General features: G+C 58.9%; 18 protein-coding genes and 1 tRNA gene. 8 read left to right on the forward strand and 11 right to left on the reverse strand.

Annotated elements, in window-relative coordinates:
- Nucleotide 1: 1 nt before the first annotated feature.
- The 8 genes from L3X40_RS05840 to L3X40_RS05875 all read left to right on the forward strand — a co-directional run bounded on the left by L3X40_RS05840 (nt 2) and on the right by L3X40_RS05875 (nt 6,143).
- Nucleotides 2-232 (forward strand): hypothetical protein, encoded by a 231-nt coding sequence (locus tag L3X40_RS05840; RefSeq protein ID WP_237364825.1) that lies wholly within the window; start codon nt 2-4, stop codon nt 230-232.
- Nucleotides 214-1,305, forward strand: a complete 1,092-nt coding sequence (locus L3X40_RS05845; RefSeq protein WP_237364826.1) for a YihY/virulence factor BrkB family protein — start codon at nt 214-216, stop codon at nt 1,303-1,305. The genes L3X40_RS05840 and L3X40_RS05845 overlap by 19 nt, the downstream gene beginning before the upstream one ends.
- Nucleotides 1,306-1,513: 208 nt before the next feature.
- A tRNA-Leu gene (locus L3X40_RS05850) sits at nt 1,514-1,600 on the forward strand.
- Nucleotides 1,601-1,807: 207 nt separating this feature from the next.
- On the forward strand, nt 1,808-2,050 hold the full coding sequence (locus L3X40_RS05855) for a CDGSH iron-sulfur domain-containing protein (protein WP_237364827.1): 243 nt from the start codon (nt 1,808-1,810) through the stop codon (nt 2,048-2,050).
- Entirely contained in the window at nt 2,047-2,775 is a 729-nt protein-coding gene (locus tag L3X40_RS05860; RefSeq protein WP_237364828.1) for an extensin-like domain-containing protein, read from the forward strand. Before L3X40_RS05855 ends, L3X40_RS05860 begins: the two co-directional genes overlap by 4 nt.
- Before the next feature lie 553 nt (nt 2,776-3,328).
- Nucleotides 3,329-3,925 (forward strand): EF-hand domain-containing protein, encoded by a 597-nt coding sequence (locus L3X40_RS05865; protein WP_237364829.1) that lies wholly within the window; start codon nt 3,329-3,331, stop codon nt 3,923-3,925.
- 98 nt (nt 3,926-4,023) lie between these two features.
- Nucleotides 4,024-4,743, forward strand: a complete 720-nt coding sequence (locus L3X40_RS05870; RefSeq protein ID WP_237364830.1) for a response regulator — start codon at nt 4,024-4,026, stop codon at nt 4,741-4,743.
- 47 nt (nt 4,744-4,790) lie between these two features.
- Nucleotides 4,791-6,143, forward strand: a complete 1,353-nt coding sequence (locus L3X40_RS05875; RefSeq protein WP_237364831.1) for a HAMP domain-containing sensor histidine kinase — start codon at nt 4,791-4,793, stop codon at nt 6,141-6,143.
- A 10-nt stretch (nt 6,144-6,153) separates the two neighbouring features.
- Here L3X40_RS05875 and betI read toward each other — a convergent pair whose 3' ends face one another.
- From betI to L3X40_RS05930, 11 genes are all read right to left on the reverse strand, one after another.
- Nucleotides 6,154-6,759, reverse strand: coding sequence for a transcriptional regulator BetI (gene betI, locus L3X40_RS05880; protein ID WP_237364832.1), 606 nt, complete (start codon nt 6,757-6,759; stop codon nt 6,154-6,156).
- Between the two features lie 180 nt (nt 6,760-6,939).
- Nucleotides 6,940-7,980, reverse strand: a complete 1,041-nt coding sequence (locus L3X40_RS05885; protein ID WP_237364833.1) for a flagellar motor protein MotB — start codon at nt 7,978-7,980, stop codon at nt 6,940-6,942.
- Nucleotides 7,981-7,983: 3 nt separating this feature from the next.
- The gene (gene motA / locus L3X40_RS05890; RefSeq protein WP_237364834.1) at nt 7,984-8,847 is read right to left on the reverse strand and encodes a flagellar motor stator protein MotA; all 864 of its coding nucleotides are present in this window, start codon (nt 8,845-8,847) and stop codon (nt 7,984-7,986) included.
- 123 nt (nt 8,848-8,970) lie between these two features.
- Nucleotides 8,971-9,816, reverse strand: coding sequence for a flagellin (locus L3X40_RS05895; protein WP_237364835.1), 846 nt, complete (start codon nt 9,814-9,816; stop codon nt 8,971-8,973).
- A gap of 13 nt (nt 9,817-9,829) precedes the next feature.
- Complete coding sequence (gene flgK / locus L3X40_RS05900) at nt 9,830-11,161, reverse strand: flagellar hook-associated protein FlgK (protein WP_237364836.1); 1,332 nt, start codon at nt 11,159-11,161, stop codon at nt 9,830-9,832.
- Nucleotides 11,158-11,445, reverse strand: coding sequence for a rod-binding protein (locus tag L3X40_RS05905; RefSeq protein WP_237364837.1), 288 nt, complete (start codon nt 11,443-11,445; stop codon nt 11,158-11,160). Before L3X40_RS05905 ends, flgK begins: the two co-directional genes overlap by 4 nt.
- Nucleotides 11,445-12,542, reverse strand: coding sequence for a flagellar basal body P-ring protein FlgI (locus L3X40_RS05910; protein ID WP_237364896.1), 1,098 nt, complete (start codon nt 12,540-12,542; stop codon nt 11,445-11,447). The genes L3X40_RS05905 and L3X40_RS05910 overlap by 1 nt, the downstream gene beginning before the upstream one ends.
- A 39-nt stretch (nt 12,543-12,581) precedes the next feature.
- Nucleotides 12,582-13,256 (reverse strand): flagellar basal body L-ring protein FlgH, encoded by a 675-nt coding sequence (locus L3X40_RS05915; protein ID WP_237364838.1) that lies wholly within the window; start codon nt 13,254-13,256, stop codon nt 12,582-12,584.
- Between the two features lies 1 nt (nt 13,257).
- Nucleotides 13,258-14,046, reverse strand: coding sequence for a flagellar basal-body rod protein FlgG (flgG, locus tag L3X40_RS05920; RefSeq protein ID WP_237364839.1), 789 nt, complete (start codon nt 14,044-14,046; stop codon nt 13,258-13,260).
- 23 nt (nt 14,047-14,069) lie between these two features.
- Nucleotides 14,070-14,813, reverse strand: coding sequence for a flagellar basal-body rod protein FlgF (flgF, locus tag L3X40_RS05925; RefSeq protein ID WP_237364840.1), 744 nt, complete (start codon nt 14,811-14,813; stop codon nt 14,070-14,072).
- A gap of 29 nt (nt 14,814-14,842) precedes the next feature.
- Entirely contained in the window at nt 14,843-15,679 is an 837-nt protein-coding gene (locus tag L3X40_RS05930; RefSeq protein ID WP_237364841.1) for a flagellar hook-basal body complex protein, read from the reverse strand.
- Nucleotide 15,680: the final 1 nt, after the last annotated feature.

A 15,680-nucleotide genomic window follows, 5' to 3' on the forward strand; every position in this document is an offset into this window, starting at 1 on the left:
GATGTTGCGCGCCTTATACGTTCTCCTGATGTCCATGTCCATTGCCGCGCTTTCCGGCTGTAGTGACAAGGATGATTTCGACGCACGGTTCGACCGGGAGCGTCAGGCGATCGAGCAGCAAGGCGCTGCGATCGAAAATGCGGTGGCGAATGATATGACAGCGGCGCGCGAGGCAGAGCGTGCACGGGCGGAGAGCGGCAACAGGGCGGATGCATGGCGGACGATGAACTGAACAACACACCGGAACTGCCAAGAAAGTTGTCCGGGCCGGAACTGGTGGCATTGCGCCGGGAAATTCCCGGAGCGAAATCCGGAGCGCAATGGCACTTGCCTGCCAGTGCGTGGTGGTCCGTTATGAAACGTATCTATGTGATGAACGATTTTTACAACCTGCCGATGCTGGCTGCGGGTGTCGCCTTCTTCGCGTTTCTAGCGGTCGTGCCGTTCATTGCGTCGATTGTGCTCATTTACGGGTTGATCGGCGACCCGCAGACGGTTGCGAAGAGCCTGAATATCGCGCGCGATTTCGTTCCAGAGGAGGTGATGCACATATTGGCCGAACAGCTGATGGAAATCGTTACGACCAGCGCGACGGCCAAGGGTTTCGGGCTCGGGATTGCGCTGGGTCTTTCCCTCTATGGCGCAATGCGTGCCGCCACCGCCATGATAAAAGCGCTCAACATCATCTATGAAGAGTATGAAACACGGAACATCATCCGCACTACCGGGGTGGCACTGGGGATCACGGTGGGAATGGTAAGCGTTGCCATTATTGGGCTGATCGCGATTTCCTGGTTCGGCTATGTGAGCATTTTTCTGTCCCGATTTCTGGGACCGAGCGCATTGCTGTTTGTCCAGATCGCGACCTGGCTGGTTGCGGGTATGCTGGTGAGCTGCGCGTTCGCCCTGATCTATCGATTGGCACCGGACAGGCGCGCCGCCAAGTGGCGTTGGCTGACGGCGGGATCGGTGGTGTCGACGCTGATGTGGGTCGCAATATCGTTGGGGTTTGGTTTCTACGCGGCGAACATCACCGATTATAACGCCACCTATGGTTCGCTGGCGGCCATCGTCATTTTTCTGATGTGGCTGTTCCTTTCCGCTTATTCCGTATTGATCGGCGCCGAAATCAACGCTGAGACTGAACGACAAACGATGCGCGACAGCACAGTCGGGCCGGATCGTCCAATCGGCCAGCGCGGCGCCGTTATGGCCGACAACATTGCGCTGGATGAGGCAAAGCGGGCTGTGCTGGAAAAGAAGAAGCGCAAACATGCCGATCATGTCGCGCGCCGGGTGACGTGATCGGCATGAAAATGAGGCCGCAGTCATTGCTGACGCCGATATATGCATCCCTGGTGTTGAGCATTTGCGCCACGCCTGCATTGGCCGACGAGATATGGGCCGGTGCCCGCTGAATATTCCTTGACGATTCGGTCTGGAAATCCTCCAGGAGCTCGCCTATAGCGTCGGCACCGTCGATCTGCGCCCGTTGAAACGGGCCGGTCGGCTTGCGGGCGTGGTGAAATTGGTAGACGCGCGGGACTCAAAATCCCGTTCCTTAATCGGAGTGTCGGTTCGAGCCCGACCGCCCGCACCACACACTTCTCAAAATCCGGTTGACGGCGGAGCTTGGCCGATATCGCGATGATAGCGAAATGGGTCTCGGGCAATCAAAAGGTCCGGGATCAACGCAGGCATCCTGTTGCTCTCATTATCAATTCATCGGAACATCCGGCGAGCCCGGGAGTCCTCATCAGTATCAATGTAATAATCATCACGCTGCAGCTTGGAAAAGGAGGGCAGGATGGCGATTGAGCTTGTTGCTACGAGGAATGGCCCCTATCTGGTCACCGGCGATCTTGGTCAGCTTGATCTGCGGGACGGCGATGGAAACCTGTATGATTTCACTGGGAAAAGCCGGGTTTTTCTTTGCCGTTGCGGTGCGTCCACGACCAAGCCCTTTTGCGATGGCCAACATACGAAGATCGGCTTCCAGGCAGCGGAAGCAGCGGTAAAGGCATCAAAACCGGCCCTTGATGGTGCATGACAGCGCGTTTTGCCGTGTTATCACTCCTGCTGTTGATCGCGGGCAGTGGTTTCCTTGCCGTGCGATATGCCGAGCGGCACTATCCGGAGCATTTACCGTGGACCCCGCTTGATCTTGACGACCCCATCGGCACATTCACGGGCCGCAAGCTTTCCGCGCTTGGCGAGAAGCCGCTCCGATGCCGCCAACTGCTTACCGATGCCCATATAGATTACATGCCGCTCCCCAAGCGCACGGAGGGACCGCATTGCGGCTATAGCAATGCGGTGCGCGTGTCCTTTGGGGAGGAGCCATTCATTGGTTACGAACCTTCATCTCTTGTCTTGTCGTGCCCGCTCGCCGCTACGCTGATCCTGTGGGAGCGCGCCGTCGTTCAACCTGCCGCCAGTCGGCACTTGGGAGCGCCGGTCGCGAAAATTCGCCATTTCGGCACCTATGCCTGTCGCCGCGTCAATGGGGGAAGCGGTGGCAGATGGAGTGAGCATGCGAACGCCAATGCGATTGATATTGGCCGCTTCGACCTGGCCGATGGCAATCGCATTTCAGTTGCCAGCCATTGGGAACGCGGTGCTGCCGAGGAGAGAGCCTTCCTGAAGGATGTCCGCGACGGAGGGTGCCAATTGTTCGCGACGGTGCTCGGTCCGGAATATAATAAAGCCCATCAGGATCATTTCCATCTGGATCAGGCATCCCGCGGTGCTGCTGGCGGGCGTATGTGTCGTTAGGCTGGCGGTCTAGCGGGGCCGGACGTTGGAGCTTCCATTTTTCTCGCAGGTGGCCTGGTGGCGGTCCACAGATAGATGGGGCGACCCATTATCTGGATGGTCCTGTCCGGCTTCCAATCGCCCATGTCATGATAATGGCTGCGATACGGGAGCCGGGACGAAGCTCGCATATGAGCTTTGACCGCAGTCTCAGATTGACGTCGGGGAGAGAAAGAGCGTCACGACCGTGGCGTCGTCGACATCGGCCTGGAATAAATCCTCGTTCCGGAACGTCGCCAGGTCTGCAACGGAAATCGACTTGTTTGCTATTTTGCATCTCCTGTATAGTTCCGCGTCCGCTACCGTTTCATTCCCACCCGCCCTCTATCGGAATTCCGACATTATGTTCCACGATCCGGCAGGGAACCTTCACCGTTCGTCGCGTCTTTATCCCTTTGATACACTTTGCGACAAACAAGCAGGTGACCTGACATAGTTCTGGTACATAATGGCGGCATAACAGCGTCAGGGCAGGACATGCATCTGCCGCATTGAGACAAGGAATGAGGATCTCATGAAAAAGAAACTGTTTATCGGAACCGCTCTGGGCGGCATGATCGTTGCCGGTACTATGGCTGTTGCCGCCACGGCTGGGCATGGCCCGATGCGCGCGGATACCAATGGCGATGGCAATCTGACGAAAGCCGAAGTCGTGGCTTCACTCGACAAGCGCTTTGCTGAATTGGATACCAATGGCGACGGCAAAATCACCCAGGATGAGCGCAAGGCCAAACGCGAAGCCCGCTTTGAAGAGCATTTCAAGGCTATGGACAAGGACGGCAACGGCCAGATCAGCAAGACGGAAATGAAAGCTGCCCACGAAGCGCGGATGGAAAAGCGCGGCGATCATATGGGCAAGCGTGGCCATGATGGTGCGGCCTCCGGTATGGGCGGGCATCACAAGGGCATGTGGCGTGGCCACGGCGGGTCCATGGCGATGACGGATGCGGACAAGGACGGCGTTGTGACCAAGGCCGAATTCCAGGCGAGGGCGCTGAAAATGTTTGCCAAGGCCGATGCGGACAATGACGGCACAGTGACAAAGGCGGAGCGCGAAGCTGTCCGTAATACCATGATGAAAATGCGCCAGAACAAGCAACCTGCGAACTGATCCAATTCCCCCTACCTCTCGAGGATCAGTTTGCGATGGGAAGGGCGAGGCCTGTCTTCGCCCTTTCTCATTGCCTGATGGCGTGACAATAAAGCCCCATGAGCGACAAACCTCATCTATTGCTGGTCGATGACGAGCGTTCGATCCGTGAGCCGTTGGCGCAGTATCTGTCAAAAAACGGTTTTCGCGTCACGGCCGTGGATGGGGCTGCACAGGCGCGGGTGCGACTGGCAGGGAATGCCATCGACCTTGTCATCCTGGACATCATGATGCCGGGTGAGGATGGCCTCAGCCTGTGCCGCCATATCCGGGAAACCAGCGATATTCCCGTCATTCTCCTGACCGCAAAATCGGAAGAGACCGACCGGATTGTCGGCCTGGAAATGGGTGCGGACGATTATGTCCTGAAGCCGTTTTCTCCACGCGAACTGGTGGCGCGGATCAAGGTTATTTTTCGCCGCGTTGCGACTGGAGGCATCCGGCAACGCGCCCCCGACGCCGCAGGTTACGCCTTTGCCGGATGGACGCTGAAAACAGGCGAGCGTACACTGGTCGATAGCGATGGAGTGGTTCTGCCGCTCAGTACCGCCGAATATAATTTGATGCTCGCCTTTGCCACCCGGCCCAATCAGGTGTTGAGCCGTGATCAGTTGCTGGATATCACACAGGGAAGAGAGGCCAACGCCTTTGATCGCGCTATCGACAACCAGATCAGCCGTCTTCGCCGCAAGGTGGAGGAAGACCCCAAAAATCCGCGGTTGATCAAGACTGTGTGGGGCGGTGGTTATACGCTGGCCGCTGAGGTCAAGGCGACTTGACGGCTTCCCTGCCCGGTTCTGGCGCAAGCGGTTCAGGAAAGGGCCTGTTGCGCCGAATTTTCCCCGCCAGTCTGGTAGGACAGGTTATTCTGATTGTCGCGCTTGCCCTGTTCGTGGCGCAAGCGGTCAATTTTGCTCTGCTCTATCGTGAACGGGAACGGCAGTTGCTGACGGTTGCGGCGGCGCCCGCCGCAGCGCGTGTGATAGATGCCATCGACCGGCTGGGAAGCGGTGCGACATCCTTTCCCCGGGTGGAGCGCGTCGTCTTTTCCCAATCTGCACCGGTTATTGCCGGTCAACGACGGTCGGATATAGAACAGCGGGCCAGCGATATGCTGAATGAAGCCGGCGTGCGGGTTTTGTCCATCAGAGCGATCGCACGGCCTTATGATGCGCATCAACGCTCCTGGCGACACAGCGCGAATCCGGTCATCCGCGACCTGCGCCCGCCACGTGGCGGGCTGTTCCTTTCAGTCGAATATGCAAAGGATCAGTGGGTTACGGCCCAAACCCGATTGCGAAGGCATTCACCACGTTTTCTGGGGTGGTTGATTGGTCAGACGCTGGTTCTCTATGTCTTTGTCCTTGTGCCATTGTTGTTGGTCGGTCGCCTGATCGCGCGTCCCTTGCGGGATTTGACGGGGGCGGCGGAACAGTTTGCGACCACTGGCGCGGCAGGGCCGGTCCATGAACGTGGGCCGGGTGACGTGCGCCGCCTTACTACAGCCTTCAATGCGATGCGTTCACGCCTGCTGGCGATGCTCAATGAAAAAGACCGGATGCTGGGCGCGATTGGTCATGATTTGCGGACGCCACTGGCCTCGTTGCGGGTGCGGGCGGAATCGGTGGAGGATGAAGGCGAACGCGCGCGCATGACTGAAACGATCCTGGAAATGAACCGGATGCTCGACGATATATTGTCCCTCGCTCGCATGGGGCGGAGCATGGAAGAGATCCAGAAAGTCGATCTGGCGGCGCTTGCTGATGCAGTCGTCGAAGATTTCGTTGAATTGGGCGGCGATGTGGCGTTGACCGAATGCGACCGCATCATCGCATTGGTAAGGCCGCAATTGCTGAAGCGGGCGTTACGCAATCTAGTCGAAAATGCCCTGAAATATGGTGAGCATGCCCAGGTCGAACTGGTGCGGGATGGCGATAGCATTCGCATTGATGTGAATGACGAAGGCCCCGGTATTGCGCAGGAGCGCATGGCGGAAATGATGGAGCCGTTCACCCGGATGGAGGATTCACGCAACCGCGACACCGGCGGCGCGGGGCTTGGTTTGGCGCTGGTTCAGGCGATCATGCTCGAACATGGCGGGGAACTGCGCCTTGCAAACCGTTTAGAAGGCGGTCTGCGGGCCAGTCTGGTGCTCCCGCTATCGGCGCCGGAGAGTTGAGCCGATACTGTCAGAAATCCGGCCGTTCCAGCAACGTGTCGATCCACCGAATTGCTATGGCGCTTGCCTGATCCGCGGTAAATGCAGACGAGCCGAGCGACAGTTCGAGCCATAATCCATCGATCAGCGCGGTCAGGGCAATTGCAGCGGGACCGGCCTGTGCCGGGGTCATGCCGCATTCGGCCAGCAACTCTTCCAGTTCCGCCCGGAAAGCGGCATAACTATGCGCGTGAATAGCGGCGATGTCGTTATCGTTCTTGATGAGGCTCCAGAACGCGATCCAGGTTGCAAGCAGCGTCGGATCCGCGACCGGAGGATGAAAATTGGCCGTGACATAGGTAATAAGACGCGTGCGCTTGTCATTCCCGGCCGCGGCCACGGCTGCCGATACCGCTTTCGACAGCCGGGTGCTGGTGGCGCGATAGGTGTCGGCGATCAGCGCATCCACCCCGTCGAAATAATGACGGAGCAATCCTGCCGATACGCCCGCCCGCCTGCAAATGGCGCGCACCGATGTGCCGGCCACACCCTTTTCAGCGAGGCACGCGGCAGTTGCATCAATCATCGCCTGCCGACGAAAATCAGCAGATTCGCGCGAAAAAGCCGCTCTGGTCATTACGGCATCCTGGGTTGTTTTATCGTGCATTACTATATTGTTATACGTTTGTAAAACATATGGAAAGTCCAGTATCCTGTTGCCGCCCACGTACCGGACCCGGGTAGGATGATTCGCGGTTGGGGCGGATTTTGCCGACGCTGCGTTATAGTGATCCATCCCATTCAGGAATGGCATCGCTCAATCGATGGATTTCAATTCCACTCCCGGCGGCAGGGCGGTTTTGCCCAGATCGACATTTGTGGGCGGAAGGGGCTTGTGTCTGCCCGGCGGTCGTCTTGGGGGTTTGGGCTTGACCTTGTCAGGCAGCATGGCCGATCCCCTGATGCTGTGGGGACCTATGCTGCGAGGTGCCCCTTTGCTCCAGGCAAGAGTAATCGATATGCGGCGGTTGCGCGGGTCATAGATATTGGAGGGCGTGAAAGGTTCGCGATCGGCAACACCCTCTATCCGGGCAAAGCGATCAAGCGCGATCCCATTGTCGAGCAGCGCCCGGCGCGTCGCTTCGGCCCGTGCTGTCGAGAGCATCCAGTTGTTCATTGTACGCCCCCCGGAATAGGGCAGGGCATCGGTATGGCCGCGCACGATCACATCATTGGGCATGGTGGTTATAGCCTTTGCAACTTCGGCAACCAATCCGCGCGCCTGTGGCAGCAGCCTATCGGTCGCGAGTGCGAACATCGAAAAATCAGCCTCATCGACCAGATCGATGCGCAGGCCTTCCTTCGTTTCCGTAAAGCGAACATTCTTGCGCAGCCGCTGCATATCCTTGTTCATCGCCATCCGCTGTTCCAGGGCTTGCTTGATTTCCTGAAATTTGGCGCGGTCACGGCTTTTCATGCTTTTGCCGCCCTCGTCATTCACCCCGGTCGCATCGCGCGGGATAGTGATCGAACGGTTGCCTTTGCCGCCGGTGGTCGGATAATTATCCTTGGCGACCAGGCTGTCACCGCCGAACAGGCCGTTGGAACCGGCGCTTTGCAGCTTCATTTCCACCAGGGTTGGCGTGAAATAGTCGGCCAGCGATTTGCGCTGCCGCTCGGTTGTTGCGCCCAACAGCCACATCAGCAGGAAAAACGCCATCATTGCCGTTACAAAGTCGGCATAGGCCACTTTCCATGCCCCGCCGTGGTGACCGCTATGACCTTCGACGATGATCTTTTTGACGATGATCGGCCGGGGCTCGGGTTCGTTCGAACCTCGCTTCTTGGATGCGGCCATGGCTTATTTGCCTCTCATGCCATCAAATACTTCGGCAAAGGCGGGCTGGTTGGCATGGGACAAGCTCGATCGTGCGGCTTCGATGACCAGCGGCTGGGGATGGCCGTGGAGCGATGCCACGATGATCTGCTTGACGACGTGATAGATCGCGCCGTCATGCTCTATGATCGACCGGCAGCGATTGGCAAAGGGGTTGACCAGGCCATAAGCCAGCAGAACGCCCAGAAACGTACCAACCAGCGCGGAACCGATCATCGCGCCCAGAATTTCGGGCGGCTTGTCGATCGATCCCATGGTCTTCACCACGCCCAGCACGGCGGCGACAATGCCCAATGCGGGAAGGGCGTCGGCCAATCCCTGCAGATTGTCCGCAGGACGGATCGATTCATGATGATGGGTCTTCAGGCTGTTGTCCATGACGTCCTCGACCGCATGAGGGTCGAGCGTACCCGATGACACGACGACCAGCCGCAACGTGTCACAGATCAGGTGGATGAGTGTCGTGTCGCTTACCAATCGGGGATATTCGGCAAAAATCGTCGAGGACTTAGGGTCCTCGATATGCGGTTCCAACGCCACTGGTCCCTCGACGCGCAAGGTTTTCATCAGGCGCGAGACCAGGAAGATGCAGTCGAGAAAGTCCTGCTTCTTGTATTTTGGACCCACGAATACTTTTTTGAGGCCTCCCAGCAGTGCCTTCAAATCAGCGCCGCTGTTGCCGATGATCAGCGCGCCGACAGCAGCGCCGCCAATGATCATCATTTCATGGGGGAGAGCATGAAGAACCGGACCAATGTCGCCGCCAGTGATAACGAACCCGCCAAATACCATGACGAGAAGGACGACTACGCCGATACCTGCAAACATGATGATCCCCGCGGTTAAGTCCAATTGGTCCCGGTCCGAAAAACTGGCGGTCCGATATTGGGAAAAACGGCTGCGGCGGGCGAAAATTTAGGGCGAGAACAGATATATTGGTGGAAGGGACAGTTAGCTGATCAGGTCGAAAAGGGATTTCTGGTTGATCCGCGCAAAGGCTGCCTGTGCCGCCTCCAGCGTCAGCAGCTTTTGCTGCATCTTTGCTATCGTTTCGGTCAGATCGGTATCTTCCAACGTGGACCGCTTTTCGTTCAGCGACAAAGCGGCATCGGTCAGGCGGTCAGCGACCGAGGACAATCGTTCGGCTCTGATGCCCTGTTTCGACTGTTCGCCAATGACATGGCTCAAGCCCTTCTCAACGGAACTGAGCGCAGCAGCCTGTGCAGCATTATCTCCGCTGGTCACGGCAGCAATGGCTGAAGCCAATATATCGTCGAGCGACATCGCGGTGCCATTCACGTCAATGCCTTCGGCAACACTCTGGCGCGTGCCAACGACTTCCAGCTGGATACCGCGCCCGACGGGAATTTTGACCGTCGTGCTGTCGTCGAATACGGGCACTCCCTGATAATCGGTTTCATTCAGTAGCGTCGACAGGGTTTCGCGAATGCCGTTCAAGTCAGCCAGAATGGCCGTGCGACCTTCTGTCCCCCCGGCAGCCGAGGCGGCGGCGACGAGTAATTCCTGTGCCCGGATCATCAGATTGTTGATTTCGCTCAGGTTGGTTTCCGCTTTGGATGAGCGGCTTTCGCCATAGGCGGCATTATCGGCCCAGGCGGCATTGCTTGCCTGCATCTTGCCGATCTCCGAAATTTCCACCCATGACTGAACATCGTCGGATGGCGCGGCAAGTTTTTTGCCTGACGAAACCGCTATCTGAGCCTGCGTGATCTCCTGCGTCAGCTTTTGCTGGCGTCTGATTTCATCGGCGAGTGTCTGACGCGTGATCGCAACCATGATTTGCTAATCCTTAAAGCAGGTCCAATATGTTCTTGAACGTTTCCCGCGCGACCTGGATGATTTTCGCGCATCCCGAATAATTCTGCTGCATGCGCAGCAACTCCGCCGCCTCCAGATCCAGATCGACACCGGACACTTGTTCGCGGGCGGCACGGGCTTGTTCATCGCGGGCACCGGCAGCGGTCGCTTCGTTCAAGGTGGCGGTCAGAAGGGTGCCGTGCGTATTGATGATCCGGGTCCAGCCGCTTTCGGCGCCGCTTGTACCCCGGATGGAATTGATATTCAGCAGATTGCCGTTGGCCGTGCCATCCGCCGATGCAGTGGCAATGTCGGCTGGATTGCTGATCAGCAATTGCAGGGATGCGGCTGTGGTGCCAACCGATAGGATCGCCTCTCCGGCAGCGCCCGCCGATGTGTAGCCTGCCTGATGCCAATTGTTCATATCCTGCGCGAACTGCACAGCCAGCGCATCAACATCGGTGATGCGCGTGCTGGTGACGCTGGCGCTGGCGAACAGGCCGCCCAGAACACCGTTGCCGGGTGCAGCGACGGCGTTGCCATCCAGGGTCATGGCGAGTGTGCCGTCAGCATTCTGGGCAACGGAAAAGGTGCCTGCTGCCCCGTTTGCGACGATATTATTGCCGGCATACTGCACGGTGACGGTGCCGCGATCGCCAAAGGCGATACTGACGTCGATCTGGCTGGTGATCGTCGAAAGCGCGGCGTCGCGGCTGTCGATAAGCTGTGCTTCGACCGATGTGCCGGAATTCACGCGGCGCAGGCCGTCATTGACCCGCGCCAGTTCAGTCAACGCATCGTTGATCGTTGAGACGCTGACCGATGATGCGGACGCAAGGCCCTCCGATACCGTTTGCAGGTCGCTCGCGGTCTGTTGAAAGGCGGCCACGACCTGATCGATGTTGAAAAGGAAGGCTGTACCCCGGGATTCATTCGTCGGGTTTGCCGCCAGCGTTTCAGCCGAAGCAAACATGGAGGTCATGAGTTGCCCGACGCCGTTCTTCGTGTCGTTGAGCGCGGTTTCCACATCGGTGAGCCATTTCGCCCGCGCTGAGGCGCTGCCCAGCCGGTTGCCCGTCAGCCGTGCGGAGGCATCCAGATAGGGATCGCTGGCACGTATGACGCCGGCAACTTCCACGCCGCCGAAATTGGCGCTGGGCACATAGAAGGCCGATGTACTGGTCGATACCGCCGACTCGCTCATCCGAATTGATCGCCGTGCATAATTGGCGGTGTCGGCGTTGGAGATATTTTCGGAAATGGCAGCCAGCGCCGCCCGATACGCCTTGGTGCCGGATGCGCCGATGGACAGAAGATCGCTCATATCTTGCCCTCAAATTGCTTGAGCAGCATCGTTGCGATGCCCAGGCCCTCACCGTCCGCCATCGTGTCCGCCACGCGCGCGTCGGACATATCGCGGAATTGCTCGGTGGCTTTGGAACCCAGCAAATCTTCGCCCAGACTGGCCGACCGCATCGACGAAATCATCTGGCGCATGAAGACGGCTTCAAAGGCTTTGGCTGCCTTTGTCAGGGCTTCATGATCCGTCGCGCTCGTTGCAGCGGGCGCGACGGATCTCCCTGAGGAAAGGATAGCGTTCGTATTCATTACAGCACCACCAGTTCGGCTTTCATGGCGCCTGCCTGTTTCAGCGCTTCCAGAATGGCGACCAGATCGGCAGGGGCCGTCCCGATGGCATTCACAGCCTTGACAATATCGGACAGGGACGCGCCGCCCTTGAACTGAAACATCGGATTGCGTTCTTCGGCGACGTCGAGCGTGCTTGATTGTTCGACCGCGGTCCGGCCCTTGGAAAAGGGCAGCGGCTGGACGACGCGGGGGGATTCTCCCACGCGGACGGTCAACTTTCCATGGCTGACGGCGGCTGGATTGATCCTGACGGCGCCGTTGATGACGACGGTTCCCGTGCGTGCATTGACGATGACCTTGGCGGGCGCTTCGGCAGGCTTCACGTTGATGTTTTCGATCAGCCCCATCATCATGATGCGCGTTTCCGCGCCGGGCTCTGCCTCGATTCTGATCGAAACGGCGTCTTCCGCATGGGCGCGGTTGTCACCAAAAGTCAGGTTGATAGCGTCGGCCACACGCAATGCGGTAGTAAGGTCAGCTTCAGCTAGGTTGAAGGTCAGCGACGGGGTATCCGCAAAGCCCGTGGCGACTGCCTGTTCAACCGTCGCCCCGCCCGGAATACGTCCGGCCGATGGGATGTTGACCGAAACTTTCGAACCGTCCGCGCCCTCGACACCCAGACCGCCAACGGCGAGGTTGCCCTGCGCCATTGCGTAAATCTGTCCATCGGCACCGCGCAAAGGTGTCATGATCAGCGTACCGCCGCGCAGCGATTTGGATTTGCCGAGCGCCGATACGGTGATGTCCAGCCGCTGACCGGGCTTGGCAAAGGCCGGCAATTCAGCGGTGACCATGACTGCCGCCGCATTTTTCAGGGATGGGTTGATACCGGGCGGCAGGGTCAGGCCGAAACGCGACACCATGCCTTTGACGCCCTGCGTCGAGTAATCCAGACTGTCATCCCCGGTTCCCGCCAGACCCACGACTATGCCGTAACCAGTCAACTGGTTGGTACGCAGGCTTTGGAAATTGCCCAGATCCTTGATCCGTTCGGCAGACGCTGGACTGGCCGCGACGATCGCGCCCAGCATCAGGCAGAACAGGCCGCGAAGCATAGGGGGCAGGGGAAACAACCGGGTCATGAACATGCTCCGTTAAAAGGGGCTGATGGCGGAGAAAAAGCGTTGCAGCCAGCCTTGCCGACTGGCGCGCGCGAGTTCTCCCTTGCCGGTGTAGGTGATCTTTGCATCGGCGACGCGGGTCGATGCGACGCGGTTGTCCGGGCCGATGTCGGCCGCGCGAACCAGTCCCGAAATCTGGATGAATTCGTCGCCACGGTTGAGCGTGAGCTGTTTTTGCCCACGCACCAGCATGGTGCCGTTGGGATAGACCTGGGCAATGGTCACCGTCACTTCGCCTGACAAGGCGTTGGACTGTTCCGCCTGACCCTTGCCGGTGAAATCCTGACTGCCGCCCATGCCGATGTCGCTGCTGGAAAAAAGCGAGAGGGGGCCGGTGGCGGGCGGGCTGAGACCGATGCCGCCTTTCCGGTCGGTAGAGGCGCTGTTGCTTTTGGTCGCCTGCGTCCGTTCGACGAGTGCAATGGTCAGCACGTCGCCAACCATGGCGGCGCGTGTGCCACTGGTCAGCGGAGCATAGCCGCTGGCGAGCTGAAATATCGAACCGTTGGCGACTTGCTGCTGCGACGCGAGGGATTGGGCGTAAGTGGGCGCATAATCCAGCGGGGCCGCTCGCGAACGCGCCTGTGCCGTTCCGCCGATGCAGATGCCTAGAGCGCTTAACGCGATCACTGCGGCAAAGCGGTTCATATCAGATGTTCTGATTGACATATTTCAGCATTTCGTCGGTGGCGGAGATCATCTTGCTGTTCACTTCATAGGCGCGCTGCGTTTCGATCATGTCGACCAGTTCTTCGACGACATTGACGTTGGAGCCTTCCAATGCGCCCTGACGGATAGCACCGCGCCCGTCGATACCGGCGGCGCCGACCTGAGGCTGGCCGCTGGCGGCGGTTTCGGCATAGAGGTTGTTGCCCAATGCCTGCAGTCCGGCGGAATTGACGAAGCGGGCCGTTTCGATCTGGCCGAGCTGTGTCGGTTCGGCCTGTCCGGCCAGTGTTGCCGATATGGTGCCATCGGAGCCTATGGTCAGGCTGGTGGCGCCTTCAGGCACCTGAATCTGCGGCTGGACCGGAAGGCCATCGCCAGTGACGATGACGCCTTCGCTGCTCAGGTTGAAATTGCCCGCGCGGGTATAGCCGGTGGAACCATCGGGCATCGAAATCTGAAAATAGCCCGAACCTTCAATCGCCATATCCAGGCCGTTGCCGGTGGTCGTCATCGAACCCTGCGTATCGATGCGGGCCGTGCCCGCCATCTGCACGCCCGAACCCAGCGAGAGGCCCACGGCATATTGATTTTCGGAATCCGACTGCGTGCCGGCCGCAATCATTTGCTGATAGGCCAGCGTTTCGAAATTGGCCCGGTCCTTCTTGAATCCGGTAGTATTTACGTTCGCCAGATTGTTGGCGATGACCTGCATCTTGGTATTTTGCGCGTCGAGCCCGGTGCGGGCGACCTGCAGTGCGGCATTGGTCATGGCATCAATTCCCTTCGCTAAATTCAGTTGGGCAGGCGCATCAGACTAGCGCCGCTGTCATCGAGTTCCTTGGCCGTGGTGATCATCTTGATCTGTGTTTCCCAGGCGCGGCTGGCATCGATCATCTGGACCAGCGCATCGGTCGGATTGACGTTCGACCCTTCCAGTGCCTGCGATGTGACGCTGGCGTCCGGGTCTTCCGGTAACGCGCCGCCGTTCACCTCATGGAAAAGGCCATCTATGCCCTTGGAGATTTCCGAGCCCTTGGCCGAAACCAGCTTCAGTTTTTCGATCTGCTGCGGCTGGGCGAGGTCGCCGCCTTGCGGCACGATCCAGATGCTGCCGTCCTTGCCGATGGAAATGCTGTCGGCGGGCGGCAGGGTGATGGGGCCGCCTTCACCCAAAACGGGATTGCCATCGCCGGTGGTGAGCAGGCCGCTTTCGTTCAGCGTCAGATCGCCGCGCCGTGTATAGGCTTCACCCCCATCGGGGGCCTGCACGGTCAGCAAAGCATCGCCGTTCAAAGCCACATCAAGCGGATTGCCGGTCTGTGTGACCGATCCAGACTTCATGTTGGCGGCAATCACCTGTTCGCTCTGCATGGCGCGGCTGTTCAGGCTCTGCCCGTTCAGCCATGTCGTGCTGGCATTGGCAATTTCGGCGCGAAAGCCGGTCGTGCTGGCATTTGCAAGATTATTGGCGATGGCCGTCTGCCGCGCCATGGCGCCGCGCATAGCGGTCAGCGATGTGTTGATCAGACGGTCCATCGGTCAATAACTCCCTTTAATCAGGCGAATCAGGTGCGCAGATTGACGATGGCCGAAGTCATCGTGCTGGCGGATTCGATGGCCTTTGCATTGGCCTGAAAATTCCGCTGGGCTGAAATCAGTGCGACCAGTTCTTCGGTGATGTCGACGTTGGAGCGTTCGAGCGCGCCGGACTGGATCGAACCGAACAGGCCCGAGGCGCCGGTGCCATATAGGGGGGTGCCGCTGGCGGCATTGGCCTGCCAATGTGCATCGCCGCTCTGGCGCAGGCCTTCCTGACTGGGAAAGCTTGCCATGGCGACATCGCCCAGTGCCTGCGTCGAACCATCAGCAAAGGTAGCGGTGACCAGGCCTGTTTGGGAAATGCCCAGGCTGGACAGCTCAATCTCGTTGCCCCCCGCATCGGTGTAGGAGGTCGGTACTTGCAGATCCATCAGATCACTGGCCGCCGTGCCCGTGACATTGCCACTGGCATCGACTGGCAGGCCCTGCAGGCGGCTGCCCGTCGTGTCCACGACGAAGCGATTTTCGTCCAGACCGAAGGCGCCGTTGCGGGTATAGCCGATCTGGCTGGTCGGCGGCGGTGTGCTGACGGTGAAGAAGCCTTCGCCTGTGATGGCAAGATCAAGCGTCTTGTCCGTGGTTTCCAGCGTACCCTGCGTGAATTGCTGCGCCAGACCGGTCAGGCGCACGCCCTGTCCAGCTACGGTGCCCGCCGTCTGCAGGGGCGCAGAGGCGAAAATGTCGCCAAAGTTGGCACGGCTCTTTTTGAAGGCGGTGGAGCTGACGTTCGCAACGTTATTGGAAATGGTCGTCAAATCCGCTTGCGCGCCTTTGAGGCCGGATAGCGAGAGATAGAAAGACATA

This window comes from Rhizorhapis sp. SPR117 (assembly GCF_021742065.1).

Bases quoted from the DNA above. Each gene is read 5' to 3' on its own strand.
- L3X40_RS05840 (WP_237364825.1), top strand. From the start codon at position 2: ATGTTGCGCGCCTTATACGTTCTCCTGATGTCCATGTCCATTGCCGCG.
- L3X40_RS05845 (WP_237364826.1), top strand. From the start codon at position 214: ATGGCGGACGATGAACTGAACAACACACCGGAACTGCCAAGAAAGTTG.
- L3X40_RS05855 (WP_237364827.1), top strand. From the start codon at position 1,808: ATGGCGATTGAGCTTGTTGCTACGAGGAATGGCCCCTATCTGGTCACC.
- L3X40_RS05860 (WP_237364828.1), top strand. From the start codon at position 2,047: ATGACAGCGCGTTTTGCCGTGTTATCACTCCTGCTGTTGATCGCGGGC.
- L3X40_RS05865 (WP_237364829.1), top strand. From the start codon at position 3,329: ATGAAAAAGAAACTGTTTATCGGAACCGCTCTGGGCGGCATGATCGTT.
- L3X40_RS05870 (WP_237364830.1), top strand. From the start codon at position 4,024: ATGAGCGACAAACCTCATCTATTGCTGGTCGATGACGAGCGTTCGATC.
- betI (WP_237364832.1), bottom strand. From the start codon at position 6,759: ATGACCAGAGCGGCTTTTTCGCGCGAATCTGCTGATTTTCGTCGGCAG.
- L3X40_RS05885 (WP_237364833.1), bottom strand. From the start codon at position 7,980: ATGGCCGCATCCAAGAAGCGAGGTTCGAACGAACCCGAGCCCCGGCCG.
- motA (WP_237364834.1), bottom strand. From the start codon at position 8,847: ATGTTTGCAGGTATCGGCGTAGTCGTCCTTCTCGTCATGGTATTTGGC.
- L3X40_RS05895 (WP_237364835.1), bottom strand. From the start codon at position 9,816: ATGGTTGCGATCACGCGTCAGACACTCGCCGATGAAATCAGACGCCAG.
- flgK (WP_237364836.1), bottom strand. From the start codon at position 11,161: ATGAGCGATCTTCTGTCCATCGGCGCATCCGGCACCAAGGCGTATCGG.
- L3X40_RS05905 (WP_237364837.1), bottom strand. From the start codon at position 11,445: ATGAATACGAACGCTATCCTTTCCTCAGGGAGATCCGTCGCGCCCGCT.
- L3X40_RS05910 (WP_237364896.1), bottom strand. From the start codon at position 12,542: ATGCTTCGCGGCCTGTTCTGCCTGATGCTGGGCGCGATCGTCGCGGCC.
- L3X40_RS05915 (WP_237364838.1), bottom strand. From the start codon at position 13,256: ATGAACCGCTTTGCCGCAGTGATCGCGTTAAGCGCTCTAGGCATCTGC.
- flgG (WP_237364839.1), bottom strand. From the start codon at position 14,046: ATGACCAATGCCGCACTGCAGGTCGCCCGCACCGGGCTCGACGCGCAA.
- flgF (WP_237364840.1), bottom strand. From the start codon at position 14,813: ATGGACCGTCTGATCAACACATCGCTGACCGCTATGCGCGGCGCCATG.
- L3X40_RS05930 (WP_237364841.1), bottom strand. From the start codon at position 15,679: ATGTCTTTCTATCTCTCGCTATCCGGCCTCAAAGGCGCGCAAGCGGAT.